General features: G+C 50.7%; 16 protein-coding genes and 1 pseudogene. 14 read left to right on the plus strand and 3 right to left on the minus strand.

Annotated features, from left to right (window positions below):
* Nucleotides 1-65 precede the first annotated feature (65 nt).
* A complete protein-coding gene (locus O9139_RS21040) occupies nucleotides 66-509 on the plus strand; it encodes a GNAT family N-acetyltransferase (RefSeq protein WP_270881408.1) in 444 nt (147 codons plus the stop codon).
* Nucleotides 510-563: 54 nt separating this feature from the next.
* On the opposite strand, the gene O9139_RS21045 is transcribed toward O9139_RS21040, so the two are convergent.
* Nucleotides 564-938, minus strand: a complete 375-nt coding sequence (locus O9139_RS21045; protein WP_270881409.1) for a hypothetical protein — start codon at nucleotides 936-938, stop codon at nucleotides 564-566.
* Nucleotides 939-1,130: 192 nt separating this feature from the next.
* On the opposite strand from O9139_RS21045, the gene zwf reads away from it, so the two are divergent.
* From zwf to O9139_RS21085, 8 genes are all read left to right on the plus strand, one after another.
* Nucleotides 1,131-2,669 carry a glucose-6-phosphate dehydrogenase gene (zwf, locus tag O9139_RS21050; protein WP_270881410.1) on the plus strand — a complete coding sequence of 513 codons (1,539 nt, stop codon included), beginning with the start codon at nucleotides 1,131-1,133 and terminating at the stop codon, nucleotides 2,667-2,669.
* Nucleotides 2,670-2,767: 98 nt separating this feature from the next.
* Entirely contained in the window at nucleotides 2,768-3,826 is a 1,059-nt protein-coding gene (locus tag O9139_RS21055; RefSeq protein WP_270881411.1) for a metallophosphoesterase family protein, read from the plus strand.
* A gap of 28 nt (nucleotides 3,827-3,854) precedes the next feature.
* A complete protein-coding gene (locus O9139_RS21060) occupies nucleotides 3,855-5,438 on the plus strand; it encodes a peptide chain release factor 3 (protein ID WP_270881412.1) in 1,584 nt (527 codons plus the stop codon).
* 180 nt (nucleotides 5,439-5,618) lie between these two features.
* Complete coding sequence (locus tag O9139_RS21065; RefSeq protein WP_270881413.1) at nucleotides 5,619-6,407, plus strand: YheC/YheD family protein; 789 nt, start codon at nucleotides 5,619-5,621, stop codon at nucleotides 6,405-6,407.
* Between the two features lie 120 nt (nucleotides 6,408-6,527).
* Entirely contained in the window at nucleotides 6,528-7,556 is a 1,029-nt protein-coding gene (locus tag O9139_RS21070) for a LacI family DNA-binding transcriptional regulator (RefSeq protein WP_270881414.1), read from the plus strand.
* Nucleotides 7,557-7,572: 16 nt separating this feature from the next.
* Nucleotides 7,573-8,733, plus strand: coding sequence for a Gfo/Idh/MocA family protein (locus tag O9139_RS21075; RefSeq protein ID WP_270881415.1), 1,161 nt, complete (start codon nucleotides 7,573-7,575; stop codon nucleotides 8,731-8,733).
* Nucleotides 8,734-8,793: 60 nt separating this feature from the next.
* Nucleotides 8,794-9,423, plus strand: coding sequence for a ThuA domain-containing protein (locus O9139_RS21080; RefSeq protein ID WP_270881416.1), 630 nt, complete (start codon nucleotides 8,794-8,796; stop codon nucleotides 9,421-9,423).
* A 20-nt stretch (nucleotides 9,424-9,443) separates the two neighbouring features.
* Nucleotides 9,444-10,538 carry a Gfo/Idh/MocA family protein gene (locus tag O9139_RS21085; protein WP_270881417.1) on the plus strand — a complete coding sequence of 365 codons (1,095 nt, stop codon included), beginning with the start codon at nucleotides 9,444-9,446 and terminating at the stop codon, nucleotides 10,536-10,538.
* A gap of 128 nt (nucleotides 10,539-10,666) precedes the next feature.
* Here O9139_RS21085 and sspI read toward each other — a convergent pair whose 3' ends face one another.
* On the minus strand, nucleotides 10,667-10,870 hold the full coding sequence (gene sspI, locus O9139_RS21090; protein WP_270881418.1) for a small acid-soluble spore protein SspI: 204 nt from the start codon (nucleotides 10,868-10,870) through the stop codon (nucleotides 10,667-10,669).
* Between the two features lie 145 nt (nucleotides 10,871-11,015).
* Between sspI and O9139_RS21095 the strand changes: the two are divergent.
* Together O9139_RS21095 and O9139_RS21100 are read left to right on the plus strand one after the other, a co-directional pair.
* Nucleotides 11,016-11,674 (plus strand): annotated as a pseudogene (locus tag O9139_RS21095) (potassium channel family protein).
* Between the two features lie 7 nt (nucleotides 11,675-11,681).
* The gene (locus O9139_RS21100) at nucleotides 11,682-12,479 is read left to right on the plus strand and encodes a TrmH family RNA methyltransferase (RefSeq protein WP_270881419.1); all 798 of its coding nucleotides are present in this window, start codon (nucleotides 11,682-11,684) and stop codon (nucleotides 12,477-12,479) included.
* 52 nt (nucleotides 12,480-12,531) lie between these two features.
* On the opposite strand, the gene O9139_RS21105 is transcribed toward O9139_RS21100, so the two are convergent.
* The gene (locus tag O9139_RS21105; protein WP_270881420.1) at nucleotides 12,532-13,869 is read right to left on the minus strand and encodes a hypothetical protein; all 1,338 of its coding nucleotides are present in this window, start codon (nucleotides 13,867-13,869) and stop codon (nucleotides 12,532-12,534) included.
* 318 nt (nucleotides 13,870-14,187) lie between these two features.
* Here O9139_RS21105 and O9139_RS21110 point away from each other — a divergent pair, with 318 nt between their 5' ends.
* The 3 genes from O9139_RS21110 (at nucleotide 14,188) to O9139_RS21125 (ending at nucleotide 17,310) form a co-directional block, all read left to right on the plus strand.
* The gene (locus tag O9139_RS21110) at nucleotides 14,188-14,751 is read left to right on the plus strand and encodes a TetR/AcrR family transcriptional regulator (RefSeq protein WP_270881421.1); all 564 of its coding nucleotides are present in this window, start codon (nucleotides 14,188-14,190) and stop codon (nucleotides 14,749-14,751) included.
* Between the two features lie 546 nt (nucleotides 14,752-15,297).
* Nucleotides 15,298-15,627: an antibiotic biosynthesis monooxygenase family protein gene (locus O9139_RS21115; protein WP_270881422.1), complete on the plus strand. Its 330-nt coding sequence runs from the start codon at nucleotides 15,298-15,300 to the stop codon at nucleotides 15,625-15,627.
* Between the two features lie 417 nt (nucleotides 15,628-16,044).
* Complete coding sequence (locus tag O9139_RS21125; RefSeq protein ID WP_270881423.1) at nucleotides 16,045-17,310, plus strand: FAD-binding protein; 1,266 nt, start codon at nucleotides 16,045-16,047, stop codon at nucleotides 17,308-17,310.
* Nucleotides 17,311-17,318: the final 8 nt, after the last annotated feature.

The following is a 17,318-nucleotide window of genomic DNA, read 5'->3' on the forward strand; positions in this document are numbered from 1 at the left end:
GAGTCAAGCGGCAGTCCGCCGACATAAGATAACATTATTGCTCTCTGCATTGGAGGCGGTGCCGAATGATTCGCAAACGATTGGCTCCCGTTGACGATCCGGTTATTCATCGCTTAGTCTTGGAACAACTCGTGCCTTTTTCCAGAACCGTGGACAGCGGCTCTTCCGCAACATTTACAGAAATTCGCAAACGATTGAACCACAATATTACCTATGTAGCCGCAAAAGGGACTCGGCGTGCCTGCGGGTTCATCACCTTTCTGCGCAAATCACGTGTCCTATTCGTCGATATGCTGGCCGTTGATCCAAGAGAACAAGGCCGTGGGTGGGGGCGCAAGCTCATGGATATTGCTGAAAACTACGGTAAGGCCGAGCGGTGTCGCAGCGTCGAGCTGCTGGTTGACGATATTAATGAGAATGCCTACCGGTTCTATGTGAATAGAGGGTATTCGGTCAAACAATATATACCGGACGTTGGCTGTTATTTGATGACAAAAGAGATTCGCTAGCAAAAGCAGGGCCGCGGAGTCGTCATCCGTAGCCCTGCTTATATTTTTGGCAACCTATAGCGCAAATAATGCGGCAAGGGCGGCGATGTCAACGCTGATTGCGGCGTCATAGCCGAATCCGAGCGTGCCTACCGGCGGAGTGCCGTATGGCGCAACGCCATAGGGGAAGCCGTATGGCACGAACGCCGGGGTTTCCACAGTTTCTTCTTGGCTGATTTTCACTTTCTTTGCGGATTTCTTGATTTTGGCTTTTGCTTTCTTCTTAGGCTTGGCGGCAACTTGGGCAGACTGATCATTGATGATGAGTTTACCGTCTTCAATACGGCTCAACGTACCAAAAATTTCTGCACCGTCTTGCAGAAACATCAGAACCGGCTTGCCGTATAACGCCGCACAAGTTTGTTCATTAATAGGATCTATGCGCTGCATGGTTGAATGTACACCTCCGGATTTTTGACTCGATATTAGCCTATTCGGCGCTAGACGTATCGGGTATAGACGAATGTCTATTTTCTTATAAGAAAAAGTTATCTGACAAATCGCGCAAAAAGTTGAATCCGATTCTTATTTTCGGTATGCTAAGCATATTAACTAATCCAAAAAAGGAAGAATGATGCATAGATGAGCGGAGCTGTGTTTTATATTTTCGGAGCAACAGGGGATTTGGCTAAAAGAAAGCTGTTTCCTGCGTTTTACAGCTTGTATCGCGAAGGTAAATTAGGCCACAATTTTGCGGTTGTTGGTCTTGCACGTAGACCTCGAACGAATGAGCAATTCCGCGAGGACGTGCAGCGGTCGATCAACGATTTTGCCCGTTACAAAATTGCCGACGACGGAGAATGGCAGGAATTCGCGAAGCATTTTGAATACATGTCCCTCGATATTAATAATGTCGCCGGCTTCCATGAGCTGAACGCGCTGACAGCGAAGCTCGACGAGCGTTTCCAGACCGGGGGCAACCGGTTGTTCTATCTCGCTTTGGCGCCTGAGCTGTTCGGCAATGTTTCCTATAACTTGCGCGAAGGCGGGTTACTGGAGACGAAGGGCTGGCACCGCCTAGTCATCGAGAAGCCATTCGGCTATGATCTGCCTTCGGCAGAGCGTTTGAACAGTCAACTGCGTCAAGTTTTTGAAGAGCAGGATATTTACCGCATTGACCACTACCTGGGCAAAGAGATGGTCCAGAACATCGAGTTCGTGCGTTTCGCCAATGCCTTCTTCGAGCCGCTGTGGAACAATAAGTACATAGCGAATATTCAAATTACACTGAGCGAAACAGTCGGTGTGGAAGAACGCGGCGGTTACTACGACCACTCCGGCGCCTTGCGCGACATGGGTCAGAACCATATGCTGCAAATGCTCATGATGATGGCGATGGAGCCGCCAAGCCGCTTGCATCCTGAAGATATCCGCGATGAGAAGGTGAAAGTGCTGCGATCGCTCCGCCTGTTTGAGAACAGCGAAGACGTGCGGGCCAACGTCGTTCGCGGCCAATATACGAACGGTACGGCCAAAGGCAAATCGCTGCCAGCTTACCGTGATGAGGATTCCGTGAATCCGCAGTCGACGACGGAGACTTATTTTGCCGCTCGCGTGCATGTCGATAATTTCCGCTGGGCAGGCGTTCCATTCTATATCCGCACAGGCAAGCGACTGCCGCTCAAAACGACCGAGGTTGTGGTGGAGTTCAAAAACATCCCGAACAACGTGTACTTGGCGAAGAAACACGACCTGCAGCCGAATCTGCTGGTGTTCCGCGTCAATCCGATGGAGGGCATTTATTTCAAAATGAACGCCAAACAGCCGGGCTCGGAAGGCGTCATTGTACCGGTGGCGATGGATTTCTGCCAAAGCTGCCAGATCGGCATCAATACGCCGGAAGCCTACGAGCGTTTGCTGCATGACGCGGCGCGCGGCGACTCCACTTATTTCACTCGTTGGGATGAAGTGGCGCTGGCTTGGACGTATGTCGACCGTATCGCTGCCGCATGGGCGGAGACCTCGACGGATCTTAAGACGTATCCGGCAGGATCCTGGGGACCGGATGAAGCCGCAGAAATGCTGGCTAAAGACGGCTTCAAATGGTGGCCGATCAACGGTCAGAACGAAGGCGAAGTCGATTGGGAAACGGTAGCGCCGAAAGCATCGGTGTTAACGTAACATTATACGATATCTGCCAACGGGCACTTCTGTCCGTTGGTTTTTTTTCATGCTATAATAGATGCCGTAACGCCCATAATGACGACTTGAGGTGCAGCATGACGCGAAGAGCATTTATTCGATACTTATTGATGATTGGGGCGGCTCTTGTCGGATTAAGCGCACTTTTCAGCCAATTGTTGAAAAAGAAGTTTTTGTCGGAAGAAGCTTTGGTTAGTGCGGGGACGCCTGATGCGAGTGCGGCACCTGAGTCACCGTTAGAATCATTGTCAACGGAACCACTTATGTCGTATTTTATATTAAGCGATCTACATGTAACTGCCGGAGATCCGCAAACGATTAAGAAGCTCAGGCAGGCTTTGGATGATGTTACGCATTTCGACGGACCGGTCGATGCCGTTATGCTTACAGGCGATTTGACCGATACCGGAACGGAACGCGATTATAAGGAGCTGCGGTCCATTGTAAACGACTATAAACTTCCCCCGGTGTATGCGAATATGGGGAACCACGATTACTATACGATCTGGATCAACAAAGCGAATAGCTGGGACCAGGGAGCGATGCCGAACGGCAAGACGGACGCGATGTCCAGGGAGCAATTCAAGAAGTTTTTTGGCTATGAGAAGATTTACAATGAATTTACGACCAAAGGGCACTCTATTCTGCTGCTCTCCCAAGAAGCCTATGTGCAGGAGAAGCCGGAAGTCGGTGAAGGCGCTTGGTATTCAGACGAGCAGATGTCTTGGTTCAAGGAGCGGGTCAAAGCGCTTTACCAACCGGGCAGGCCGCTGTTTGTGATGACGCACCAGCCGCTGCCGCCGGTCGGCACGGATGGCGGGTCGCATCAATTGATTCGCGCCATGCAATTTAGAGAGACGCTGAAACCTTATAAAAATGTGTTTGTATTCTGTGGACACCGCCACCAGGATTTCCAAAACGGTACTCCGCACTATGTGCAGGAGTCGTTCCACTTTTTCCATAACTCTTCCGTCGGAAGAACGCTGAATCGGGCTTACCAGCAGGAAGCCAAAAATAAAGCGCAAGGCATCTATGTGCAAGTGTATGCCAATAAAGTCGTAGTTCGCGGAAGAGAGTTCAGCAACCGCACGTTTATCGCGGAAGCGAACTGGAGCATTGATTTGCAGCAAGCATAATTCGAGTTAGAACGAAGGGACTAAACTGATGACGACGCAAATAAGTAAACAACTTGAAGAGGAAGTCGCCAAACGGCGCACGTTTGCGATTATTTCCCACCCGGATGCGGGGAAAACAACTTTGACGGAAAAGCTGCTCTTATTCGGGGGCGCCATTCGCCTGGCCGGTACGGTAAAAGGGCGCAAAGCGAGCAAGCACGCGACTTCAGACTGGATGGAAATCGAGAAGCAGCGTGGGATCTCGGTCACGTCTTCCGTGATGCAGTTCGATTATGAAGGACATCGTGTCAACATTCTGGATACACCGGGTCACCAAGACTTCAGTGAGGACACGTACCGGACACTGACGGCAGCGGACAGCGCCGTGATGTTGATCGACGTAGCCAAAGGGGTCGAGGCACAGACGAAGAAGCTGTTCCAAGTGTGCCGGATGCGCGGGATTCCGATTTTCACATTCATTAACAAATTGGACCGGGAGGGACGCGATCCGTTCGAGCTGCTTGAGGAACTGGAAGAAGTGCTCGGCATTCGCTCTTATCCGATGAACTGGCCGATCGGTTCCGGCAAGCAGTTCTGCGGCGTCTACGACCGCGAGAAAACACAGCTGGAGCTGTTCCAAGGCGACGATCACAAGCAGATCGAAGTCCGCAAAGTAAGCGGTGTGGACGATCCGCTCGTCAAGGAAATCGCCGGCGAGTTCCTGCATAAGCAATTAAGCCAGGATATCGAGCTGCTGGACGTGGCCGGAGATCCTTTTGATATGGAGAAAGTGCTGAAAGGCGAACTGACACCGGTATTTTTTGGAAGTGCGGTCAACAATTTCGGCGTGCAAACGTTCCTGGAGAACTTCCTGCAGTTGGCGCCGACGCCAGAACCGCGCAATAGCTCTGTTGGTGTCATTGAGCCGACGAAAGAGAAATTCACCGGTTATGTGTTCAAAATTCAAGCGAACATGAACCCGGCGCACCGCGACCGCATCGCCTTCCTGCGCATCGTGTCCGGTAAATTCGAGCGCGGCATGACCGTGAAGCACAATCGCGCAGGCAAGGACATTAAGCTGGCACAGCCGCAGCAATTCCTTGCACAGGATCGCGATATCGTTGAAGAGGCGTTCCCTGGCGATATTATCGGTTTATTCGATCCGGGCATTTTCCGGATTGGCGATTCGTTGAGCCAAGGCGAAGAGGTTATTTTTGACGAGCTGCCGACGTTCTCGCCGGAGCTGTTCAGCAAAGTGTCGATCAAAAATGCGTTGAAGCAGAAGCAATTCCTCAAAGGCATCGATCAACTGACCGAGGAAGGGATGATTCAGGTCTTCACGACGATCGGCTTCGAAGACATGATCCTTGGCGTCGTTGGCCAACTGCAATTCGAGGTGCTGGAGCATCGGATGAAGTCCGAGTACGGCGTGGACATTCAACTGCAGCGCCAGAACTACCAGTTTGCCCGCTGGATCGTTGACGAGAAGATTGATCCGGGTAAGTTCCGCATTAACTCCCAGCTGGTGAAGGACAAGAAAGGCAACTATGTCGGCCTGTTCGAGAGCGAGTACGCTTTGCGCTCAGCCATTGATAAGAATCCAACGGCGCAGTTCTTGACTAGCGCTCCGTAATCATAAGAGGTTAAGCAGAGATTAAATCTGCTTAACCTCTTTTCTTTTTCAGTCGCCAACTAGGGAGTTACTTCATACAATAGGTACGGGTTCGCCTTAAAGTTCCGTTAACTAATTCTGCTGGCAGGTTGCAGCCCAATCGTTGGCTGATTTCGATAAATTGAAGCTGGAGGCAGAGAAATGAAGAAAAGGCCCAAGAGAAAAATAAACCTCGGCAGAGCCAGATACGTGCACAGCAAAATTGGGAAAACTAGAGCCGTTGAAGCCTTTCCAGCGCTGCGCAAGCATGTTCCGCTGACGATGCGCATGACACACAGTACACTTCTGCAGATGCTGAAGGATTACAAAATGGTGTACGTCAAGCCGAATATCGGCATGTTTGGCAACGGGGTGATCCGGGTAGAATGGGCCGATGAGGCCAAGGATAAAGCGTACTCCTATCAGCTTGGCGTGAAAGAAAGCCGCTTTGATACGTTCGATGAGATGTATGCTTCCATTTTGCGAGTAACGAATAAACGCCACTATTTGGCACAAAAAGGCATTCACTTGCTTAAGTACAAAGGTAACCGATTTGACTTGCGGGTGATGGTGCAGCAAACGCCGCAGCGCAGATGGGAGACAACGGGAATTATCGGGCGAGTCGCGCATCCGAGCAAAATCGTGACCAACTTTCACAGCGGCGGGACGTTAAAGCCCGTAGAGACATTGCTGGCGAGCTATGTGACAGGTGAAGAACAGCGACGTTATATCCTCAAGCTGCATGCGCTGGGCACGCAAGTAGCGAAAGCGATTCATGCCAAATACAGAGGGGTCAAAGAAATCGGCGTCGACGTCGCGCTGGATAAAGAATTAAACCCGTGGATTCTCGAAGTGAATACGAGTCCGGATCCATTTATATTCCGCAGATTGAAGGATAAGCGGATATTTGCCAAGATGCGGAGATACGAAAGATCGTACAGCCGGTTATGAGTGCATAACCGGTTTTTTGCTGAAGTTTTTATTGACAAGATATGGTGATCAATGAGAAAATGTACGCGTGTACATTTAGTTCGTAATAATCAGTCATAACGATTTACTGGAGGCGTGAACATGGTAACAAGAAAAGAGGTAGCTGACTTGGCCGGCGTTTCGGAAGCGACGGTATCCCGCGTATTTAACGGGCTCGGTCCGATGAAACCTACGACGAAGGAACGTGTGCTGCAGGCGGCCAAGCAGTTGAACTATCACCCGAATGCGATAGCGCAAAGCTTCGCCCGCAGACGCAGCGGCAATCTGGGTGTCGTTCTGCCCTATATGCCGAAGGTGCATCTCTTTTCGACGTATTACTTCGCGGAAATTCTTAGCGGCATCGGCGAGCAGGTCAGAGAGCAGGGTTATGATATGCTCTTGACCCTGCTGACACCTGAAGATAGCGCGGACTACATTCGTTTGTTCCGCTCACAGAAGGTGGATGCCTGTGTCATTCTGGGCTCCAGAGACACCCCGGGGCAGCGCGAGTCGCTCCAGCGGCTGCAGGAAGAGAAGCTGCCCTTCTGCCTGGTGAATCAGCACTTCGCAGGGATGGAGCTGAGCGAGGTCGATGCCGATCATGTGCAAGGCAGCTGCATGGCGGTTCGGCATCTGCAGGAAGCCGGGTATCGCCGCATTGCCTTCCTCAACGGCTCGCCGGAGTACTCCAACAGCATGGATCGGCTGAAGGGCTACTGTCAGGCGATGAACGACGCAGGGCTGGAGGTCAGTCCGCAGCTGCTGTTCGAAGGCAACTACAGTCGCAAAAGCGGCTACGAGGCAGCGGCGAAACTATGGGAGCAGCGGGACGAGGTGGAAGCCGTGTTTGCGGCGAACGACCGCATGGCCATCGGGCTGATGCAGGGGCTGCGCGAGCGGGGCTGGACGGCGGGGCGCGATTTGGCCGTCGTCGGCTGTGACGACTCGGATGCCGCCAAGCTGAGCGATCCGCCGCTGACGAGCGTCAGCGTGCCCTTCTACGAGATGGGCAAGGCAGCCGCCCGGCGTGTGCTGGGACAAGTGTTGGATGGAGAAAGTGGAAAGTCGTTTCAGGTTAAGCTGCCGACACAGCTCATCGTCAGGCAGTCCTCGCTTAGAAATCACGAATAAAAGGAGGCATTTATTCATGAAATCTTACAATATCGGTATGGTCGGCTATAAATTTATGGGCAAGGCGCACAGCCATGCTTACCGCGATTTGCATATGTTCTTCCCGCAAACTGCGGTGCCGCAGATGAAACTGATCTGCGGCCGAGATGAAAGCGGTGTCAAAGCAGCAGCCGAGCAATTCGGCTGGGAGGGGTATGTAACGGATTGGCGCGAGCTGGTCACACATCCGGAGATCGACATCGTCGATATCAATGCGCCCAGTGATGCGCACAAGGAAATTGCGCTTGCAGCGGCCAAGGCCGGCAAGCATCTGTTCTGCGAGAAGCCGCTGGCGCTGACCCTGGAGGATGCCAGGGAGATGCTTACAGCGGCTGAAGAGGCAGGCGTGAAGCACATGGTCGGCTTCAACTATCGGTTCGCGCCAGCGGTACAGCTGGCGAAGAAGCTCGTGGCCGACGGACGTCTCGGCCAGATTTATCACTTCCGCGCCTGGTTCCTGCAGGATTGGATCGTGGATCCTTCCTTCCCGCTCGTCTGGCGCTTGCAAAAAGAAGTGGCCGGCTCCGGCTCGCACGGTGATCTTGGTGCGCATCTGATCGATCTTGCGCACTACCTGATCGGCGACATGACCGAAGTCATCGGCATGAGCGAGACATTCATCAAGGAGCGCCCGCTGCCGACGGCGATGACAGGTCTCAGCGCCAAAGGCAGCGCCGATGCGCCACGCGGACCCGTCACCGTCGATGACGCGACGTTGTTCATGGCGCGGTTCGCCGGCGGCGCACTCGGCAGCTTCGAAGCGACGCGCTTCGCGCCGGGCCACCGCTGCACGAATTCGTTTGAGATTAACGGCAGCAAGGGTAGCGTAAAGTTTGATTTTGAACGGATGAACGAACTGCAAGTTTACTTCACCGATGACGCCGAGGATGTCCAAGGCTTCCGACGCGTACTGGCTACGGATGCTGCCCACGCTTATATGGATGCTTGGTGGCCGGCGGGGCACACGATTGGTTATGAGCATACGTTTGTGCATGAGGTCGTTGAGCTGATGAATGCGGTCGCTGAAGACCGGCAGCCGGTGCCGAACTTCGTCGATGGCGTGAAATGTCAGGAAGTGCTTGAGGCGGTTGACCGCTCGATCGCAGAGCGTCGTTGGGTACGTTTAAGCGAAGTATAAACGTGTTGGGGGCTTGCGAGTTTGGATGGGCTTTTACATATGGAGAGGAGACTGAAAAGCATGAGCAAACAAGCGTTAATCGTATGGGGCGGATGGGACGGTCATCAGCCCGAGGAAGTGGCTGGAATTTTCGGTGGCGTGCTTCGTGAAGAAGGTTTTCAAGTGGAAATTTCCAATACGCTCGACAGCTTCAAAGATGCAGAACGTTTGGCCAGCGTCGACCTCATTGTTCCAGTGTGGACGATGGGCACGATCGAGAAGGAGCAATTGGCGCCGTTGTTGGCTGCGGTGAAAGAAGGCGGTACGGGAATCGCCGGCTGTCACGGCGGGATGGCGGACTCTTTTCGCAATGAAGTGGAATACCAATATATGGTAGGGGGCCAATGGGTGGCGCATCCTGGCAATGATGGCGTTACATATACGGTTCGCATCAAAAATCAGGAGCAGCCGCTGACTTCAGGCATTGAAGATTTCGTCGTCGTGTCCGAGAAATATTACATGCATGTTGATCCTGCGATTCAAGTGCATGCGGTGACGGATTTTGGCGATGTGGAAATGCCTGTGGTCTGGACGAAAACGTATGGCAACGGCAAAGTGTACTATAACTCGCTCGGTCACCAGGCGAATATTGTACGGATGCCGCAAACCCTCGAATTGATGCGCCGCGGCATGCTGTGGGCGGCTAGATAAGGTCAGGAGGAGCTGAAGAGATGAGTAGAAAAAAAGTTGGTATTATTGGATGCGGCAATATTAGCGCGATTTATATGAAAAATATTCCGAAATTCGCACATCTGGAGTTGGTCGCGTGCGCCGATCTTGATCTCGACCGCGCTAAGGCGAGAGCGGAAGAATTCGGAATCGCTAACGCTTATACCGTTGAACAGCTGCTGGCCGACAGCGAGATTGATATTGTCATCAATCTGACGATTCCAGCGGCGCACGCATCGGTATGCTTGCAGGTATTGGAAGCAGGCAAACATGTGTATGTTGAGAAACCGCTTGCGGTCACCCGCGAGGACGGTTTGCGCATCCTGGAGCTTGCCCGCAGCAAAAATTTGCTGGTTGGCAGCGCTCCTGACACGTTCCTCGGCGGCGGCATTCAAACCTGCCTGAAGCTGATTCAAGACGGTTGGATCGGCACACCGGTGGCCGCAACAGCTTTCATGATGGGCCGCGGGCACGAGCATTGGCATCCGGATCCGGAGTTCTACTATCAACAAGGCGGAGGTCCAATGTTCGATATGGGACCGTACTACCTAACGGCCTTGGTCGCTTTGCTCGGTCCGATTCGCCGGGTAACCGGTTCCACGAACATCAGCTTTCCGGAGCGGACGATTTCCAGCGAGAAGAAGTTCGGGCAGAAGATTACCGTCGAAACGCCTACGCATATCGCGGGTGTGCTTGATTTCCACAGCGGGGCTATCGCTACGCTGATCACAAGCTTTGATATTAAGGGCACTACGCAGCTGCCGAATATCGAGATTTACGGCAGTCACGGCACATTGCGTGTTCCAGATCCGAATACGTTCGGCGGCCCTGTCTACATCCGCCGTGCCGGCGGCGATTGGGAGCCGATCCCGCTTACCCACGGCTACACGGAAAACTCCCGCGGCCTTGGTGTAGCTGCGTTGGCACAAGCGCTGATTGAGGGCAATACGTCGCAGCATCGGGCGAACGGAGAGCTGGCTTACCATGTGCTCGAAGCGATGCATGGCTTCCATGATGCTTCGGATTCAGGCCAGCACTACATCATGCAAAGCAGCTGTGAGAAACCAGCGGCGCTGCCAATTCATAATATGTTATAATAGCGGAATGCATCCAGCATCCTCCTCTTCCTGTAAGAGCGGGATGTTTGCTTATGTATAAAAAGCTTGGGCCGGGCTTGTGGGTCAGCAAACCTGGCCTAGCTGCATTCATGGCATAATCTTCAAGATTATTGCAGATGGCCTTTGAGCGTCTCCACCAGCTCCGATTGTATGTTCTCATCGCTGTGCTGCCAAATGATTTCAAACAGTACGCCAAGTCCCGGAAGTACTTGCTCCACCCCGCCGATCGAGTCATCGATGATTTCCTGAAGCTCTTCATTGGATTTGTTTTGAACGCGCTGAATGACGGCTTGTCTAAGGTTAATGTTCAACAATATGCGCTCCTCGCTTCCCTAACGTTATCTCTCCTAATATGCGCAAGTTGCGAATGCTTCATGCTCGTGCCATGAATTGTGAGAAGAGAAGTCTGATATGCTATAATACAGAGATATTGACAGAACTGGGAGGCGGGAACGAATGAGAAAACAGTTCGCGATCATCGGCATAGGCCGGTTTGGCTCCAGCGTGGCAAAAACGTTATCGCAGTTCGATTTCGAAGTGCTCGCCATCGATTCGTCGGAGGAGACGGTGCAAGACATATCCTCGGTCGTCACCCATGCTGTACAGGCGGATTCAACGGATGAAGAGGCGCTTAAGGCGCTGGGCATTCGCAATTTTGATGTTGTGGTCGTCGCTATCGGCGAAGACATTCAAGCAGCATTCTCACGACCTTGATTTTGAAAGAGATGGGTGTGCAGAGGATTGTCGTCAAAGCGGTGAACGATCTGCATGGCAAAGTGCTCAAGCGGATTGGTGCGGATAAAGTCGTTTACCCGGAAAGAGATATGGGGCAGCGGGTCGCGCATCATTTGATATCTTCCAATATTGTGGATCACATTGAATTGTCAGCAGATTGCAGCATTGTGGAAGTACAAGTCACCGGGCACATGATCGGCAAAAGTTTAAAGGAGCTTAATATCCGCGCCAAGTATGGCTGCAATGTCATCGCGATCAAGCGGGATGAGAAGATGGATATTGCGCCAAGCGCGGATCAGCCGCTGGGAAGTCAGGATATTTTAGTCGTAGTAGGAAAAAATCACGATCTTCAATCTTTTGAAGTGACGTTTGCGGAGTAGATCATTGATGACAAGTACATATACGGAAATTATGTCCGTCCAAAATAATCGAGTAAAAGAATGGGCGCAGCTGTTGGAGCGCCGCGGCAGAGATAAGCAAGGCAAGTATTTGATCGAGGGGTATCACCTCGTAGAGGAAGCGCTGCGCGCGGGTGCTCCTGTGGAGACGATTGTCTTCAGCGTAGACAAAGGAAGGCCGGAGGAGCTCGCTGCATGGGCTGCGGATCGCGTTGAATGGGTCGGCGTCAGTCAGGCGGTGCTGGACAAATGCTCCGATACGCAGACGCCGCAAGGCATCTTCGCGGTCGTAACGAAGCCGGGCCTGGACCCGGACGAGCTCTTGGCAAGCGCGCTGGAGCTGGCGGTCGTGCTGGACGGTGTCCAGGACCCGGGCAACCTGGGCACCATTATCCGCAGTGCAGATGCGGTTGGTGCCAGTGCCGTTGTGCTAGGTCGGGGCACGGTCGACCTGTACAATCCCAAGACGATCCGTTCGACGATGGGATCGATGTATCATCTGCCGATCGTTGAGGCAGATTTGCTGGAGCTGCTGCCGCGTGCGCGTGAGCGCGGCGTGCGGCTTGTGACCACGAGCTTGCAGGCGCAGCGCTCGTGCTACGACACGGACCTGCGCCAGCCGACGTGGCTGATTCTCGGCAACGAGGCGAAGGGCGTGTCGCCGGAGGTGGCCGCGCAGTCGGACGTGCAGGTGATCATCCCGATGCAGGGCAAGGCGGAGTCGCTCAATGTGGCGATGGCCGCGACGGTGCTGCTGTTTGAGGCTTCGCGGCAGCGGTTGGTATAAAACTAAAACAGTTGCTCGGGAGAATAGGAGCCCCGAGCAACTGTTTTTAGTTTTATTTATAATCACCTAGCAGATAATTGTAGAAGGGTTCGTCCACCCAGAATTTATAGGAGTCGACGTTCAAGCTGGCATTGATTTTCTTTAGACCAGCGACAACTTCGTCAGATTTATCGCTGAGGGAGAAGGACTGCGCATAATAATGGCCTTTATTGACTTTATTATTAGCAATCACTTTATAGTCGTTCACTTCGGATAATGAATAGTAGAGCGGCTGCCACCAGGAAGAATAAATGAGTCCTGTCTGGTCCTTACTGTTCTTTTTAGCATATTGGTAAATGACCTGTTGGAACTTGTTCTTTTGCTCCGTATTATCGAATTCGAATTCAATGTCGTATTCCTTGGCATAGGCGATGAAATTGCCGTTCTCGATTTGGACGACTTGATAATCGTCGGATTGTGTTGGCTCGCCCCACTCTTTCAAATAGATGAAGGCAGACGTTTTGGGCTCTAGCTGTACTTTCGCCTGGATGTTCTCGCTGCGCAGCAATCCGATTAACTGGATCGCATGCGTGATGTCAGAATGTCCATAGGTGAGAGATAGCTTTGGATCAAAATTTGCATCGAAACGAGCATCCTTCAAGTTGTAACCGGTAATAAGATTCTGTTTTAAGGCTTCATCGAAGACAGAGCGCAAATCTGTTGATGAAATTAGATCCTCCGTACGCCAGGCATCGTTAATTTTACGGAAAATATCATCATCGGAAGTCGTTCCAATATAATGCTTGTATTGATTATTAAAAGTCAGAATCTTACCAAGCAGATCATTAGCAAAGCTTTGGTTAGCCGCAGCATCCGCTTCGAATCCAGAAGAGACAAGACCAGTATCAATGGCGGCAGCCAGCTCTTGGGCGGCTTGTCGTGTTAATTGATTATTTTGTTCGTAATCAATATGTACTTTAGCCAGAGCGGCCTTAATTTTATCCTCGGGATAGGTATAAGCGAGTTCTTTTAAGCCGGAGGCTTTTAAAGCTATGAAAGTCGCCTGCAGTTGAGTAAGCGGCTGATCACCCTGCAGTATGCCTTCGGATAGAATACCTTTTTCGTGCAAAGCAAGGGCTGCTTTATAATAAGGACTGTCCTTTTGTACGTCTGCAAATACATTGGTTTGATCTTTTGCTTCCACTTTCAGGATGCGGCTCACTGCGATAATGAAATCGCCCTTCGATAAGGTGTCTGACAAAGTGATGGCATACTTATCATTCAGAAACTGCTTGTATGCGACTGTTGAATCACTCGCTGAAGCCGCACTGCTTAAAGTGGTTACCGAGGATAGGAGCACAGCTGTTAAAATGGCTATTTGCAAGGGCCTACGGGATTTCAATGGTTTCATAAGAATGGAACACCTCCGAATTTTTAATTCATATAGGAATAGTATGTTTTATTGAAATATATCAGTTAAGATTATAAGTGTCAATAAATGGTTGAAGATTGGGCGCAGCGGTACAAGCGTAAGTTCGTGTAAGTGAATGAAGGAAGCAAGCACAGCGAATAATGGGAATATTATTTTAAATGGAATTAATTACGGCTTTTATGATACAGTAAATGAAAAGTTTAAGAGATGTGGAATAAGTAGAAAGTGAAAACAGTGATATTGTTAGCAAGATGAAATCTCTGTTACTCACTTTTAGCGGCAAGAGGTGAAAGCGAGATGAGCAAAAAACAGGACATTATGGCTGCGACACTCGACTTGATTGATGAAGAGGGGCTGCAGTCTGTTACATTCGCGAAAATTTTTAAGAAAGCTAACGTGGGGTCAGGCACGATTTATAATTATTTTGCCAATAAAGAGGAATTGGTGAATGCGGTATACCGGGAGGCGCGACTCTTGATGGGGGAATATTTGCTGAAGGGTTACGATCCTGAAGCAAGCCTATATGAGCGCTTCAAGTGCCTGCAATTGAACAGGCTGAAATTCGGCATGCATCATCCTAAGGAATTTTTATTTATCGACAGCTTCTCCTTTTCACCGTATATTTCACCTGAGCTGCGCGATATGGACGATGCCCAAAACTCTCGGGAGGTTATCCTTTCTTTGATTATCGAAGGGCAAAAGCAGGGGGTCTTCAAAGAGATGGATTCTCATCTGTGCCATCAGCTCATCCATGGTATTATCTCTTCCATACTGAAGGGGTATTATGTACAAAAGTATCCTTTGAACGAAATTCAGACGCAACAAGTTCTTGAAGCTTCATGGAAAGCGATACTCGTATGATAAAACAGCCCTTTTGAGGTTATGGTCTCAAAGGGGCTTTTTGTGGATGATCTGGAACGAAAATTCCACTCTTAGCACTTCCTCTAAGATGGGATATTCTTTTGTGGTGGAACGAAAATTCTAAATTTTAATAGTGTTCCGAGAAAAACTACTGTAACTTCGGCGTTGAATTCAGGCGTTAGTTCTGCTTTCTCAGCGGTTTGGTAATATTTTATTGGAGTAAACATTCCGGGTTTGGTTGACTCTAAGTGTAGGAATTCGTTATACTAACTTTGGAATGGATATTCCAATTGGAAGAGGCTTCAAGGAAGCTCATTGAGATTTCAAAAGTCGAGGATTTGGCCGAAGTCAGGCAGAGGCGGTATTGGCTTCAAGGAAGTGAGAGAGCTGAATACAGCTGTGTCGCGGATGTACGATAAGTTCGAGAGAAACTAATTTACATCATGCATGAATCGTGCCCTGTTGCTAAAGATAAGCGAAGTTATATGGATGACTTGGATTACTTTAACCGTCTGGTATGAAAATAGTTGAAGGAGCTGACGTCTTATGACACACATCGCGACGAATCAGAATATCCTGACATTTATCAATGTATTTACAGTTGAACCGGAGAATCAGGATCGGGTCGTGGAGCTGCTTACCAATGCAACAGAAGTTTCAGTACGGTACGCACCTGGTTTCATATCTTGCAGCCTCCATCGCAGCTTGGATGGGACCAAAGTGACGATGTACGCGCAATGGCGAAGTGAAGAAGATTATCAAGCAATGCGCGATGATCCCAGACCTCTTCCGTACTTTCAGGAAGCCTTGAAGATTGCCAAGTTCGACCCCGGCATGTATGAAGTTGTGAAAACTTTTGAATCAGCCAGCGAATAATAGAATCGCCAACATTTTGCTGAAGCCGCATCATTGCGGCTTTTTTTTGTGGCTGAAAAATCAAGTGGGGTTACCGCATGAAGTAGGGTTGATCATTACGGAAGGCGCGGTTATCAATGGTCCCGTCTCTTCAACACATCTTAACAATCCTAGATTTTATGGGGAAGATGCTTTAAATGGCTGGCGCTACATGAGATGCTGACGGTCCGACAGGGAAATTTTTCTTTGGAGATAGCGAGCTTCCTTGGTAATAGCAAATGGAATAAAGAAACTCGATTGCTCGCTGGATGCGGCAGTCGAGTTTTTTTGTTGCCTCTGCTTCGATCGAAGCAAAGACAAAGACAAGACAAGGATTTCCATGCGCCTAAATCGAACTCTTAATTGAAGCATGCATCTCTTATTAAGGAGTGTAAATATATGGAAAATAACAAAAACTGGGCTGGCAACTACACATACAGTGCCACAGAGTTTCATATTCCTGAACATGTCGAGGAGATTCAAGAGCTTGTAGCCCGCAGCAAGCAAATCAAAGTGCTGGGCACACGCCATTCATTCAACGGCATAGCCGATTCCACAGGCAGCCAGATTTCGCTGCAGAAGCTGAATCGTGTGATTGCCTTGGATCGTGGGCGCCAGAAAGTAACCGTTGAGGGCGGCATCCGGTATGGTGAACTGGCGAGCTACCTGTATGACGAAGGCTATGCCATTCATAACCTGGCATCGCTGCCGCACATTACCGTTGCTGGGGCATGCGCGACGGCTTCGCACGGTTCAGGCGACCGCAACGGCAATCTGGCCACCGTGCTGGATGCCATTGAGGTCGTACAGGCGAATGGAGAGATCGTCGAGTACTCCCGTCAGAACGGACTCGCAGGAGCGGCTGTAGGGCTTGGGGGGCTAGGCGTCATTACCAAATTGACGCTCGATGTCATCCCAAGTTTTCAGGTGAGTCAGCAAGTGTATGAGAATTTGCCGTTAGCACAGCTGGAAGAGCACTTTGATCATATTTTCTCAAGTGCTTACAGTGTGAGCCTTTTTACGGATTGGAGAAACGGCAATATCAATCAAGTCTGGCTGAAGCAGAACCTGAGTGAGCTGAGCGACGCAGCTAATGCGCAACTTGGAACGGAGTTCTACGGTGCGAAACAAGCAGCAGCTCCTAGGCATCCGGTAGATGGAATAACTGCGGAAAATTGCAGCGAGCAAATGGGTATTCCAGGTCCTTGGCATGAACGGTTGGCACATTTCAAAATGGCGTTTACCCCGAGCGCAGGGGAGGAGCTGCAAAGCGAATATTTCGTTTCACGGCAAGATGCTTATGCAGCTTTATGTGCGCTTGACCGTATATCGGAGCGCATTTCGCCGCTCTTGTTTATTTCCGAAATCCGTACCATTGCCAAAGACCAGTTGTGGATGAGCCCCAATTACGAGCGGGAGTCGGTAGCCATTCACTTTACATGGAAACCGGATTGGGAGGCCGTCCGGCAAGTGCTTCCGTTGATCGAAGCGCAACTGGCGCCGTTTGCAGCCCGTCCGCATTGGGCGAAGTTGTTTACGATGCAGCCGGCGCAGCTGCAGCCGCTCTATGAGAAGCTTGGGGACTTCCGGGAGTTGCTGCTGCAAGGCGACCCGCAAGGAAAGTTCCGCAATACTTTTTTAGAAACTTATGTGATGGGGAAATAAGAGGCAGA

The organism is Paenibacillus aestuarii (assembly GCF_027789125.1).
GTDB lineage: Bacteria > Bacillota > Bacilli > Paenibacillales > NBRC-103111 > Paenibacillus_E > Paenibacillus_E aestuarii.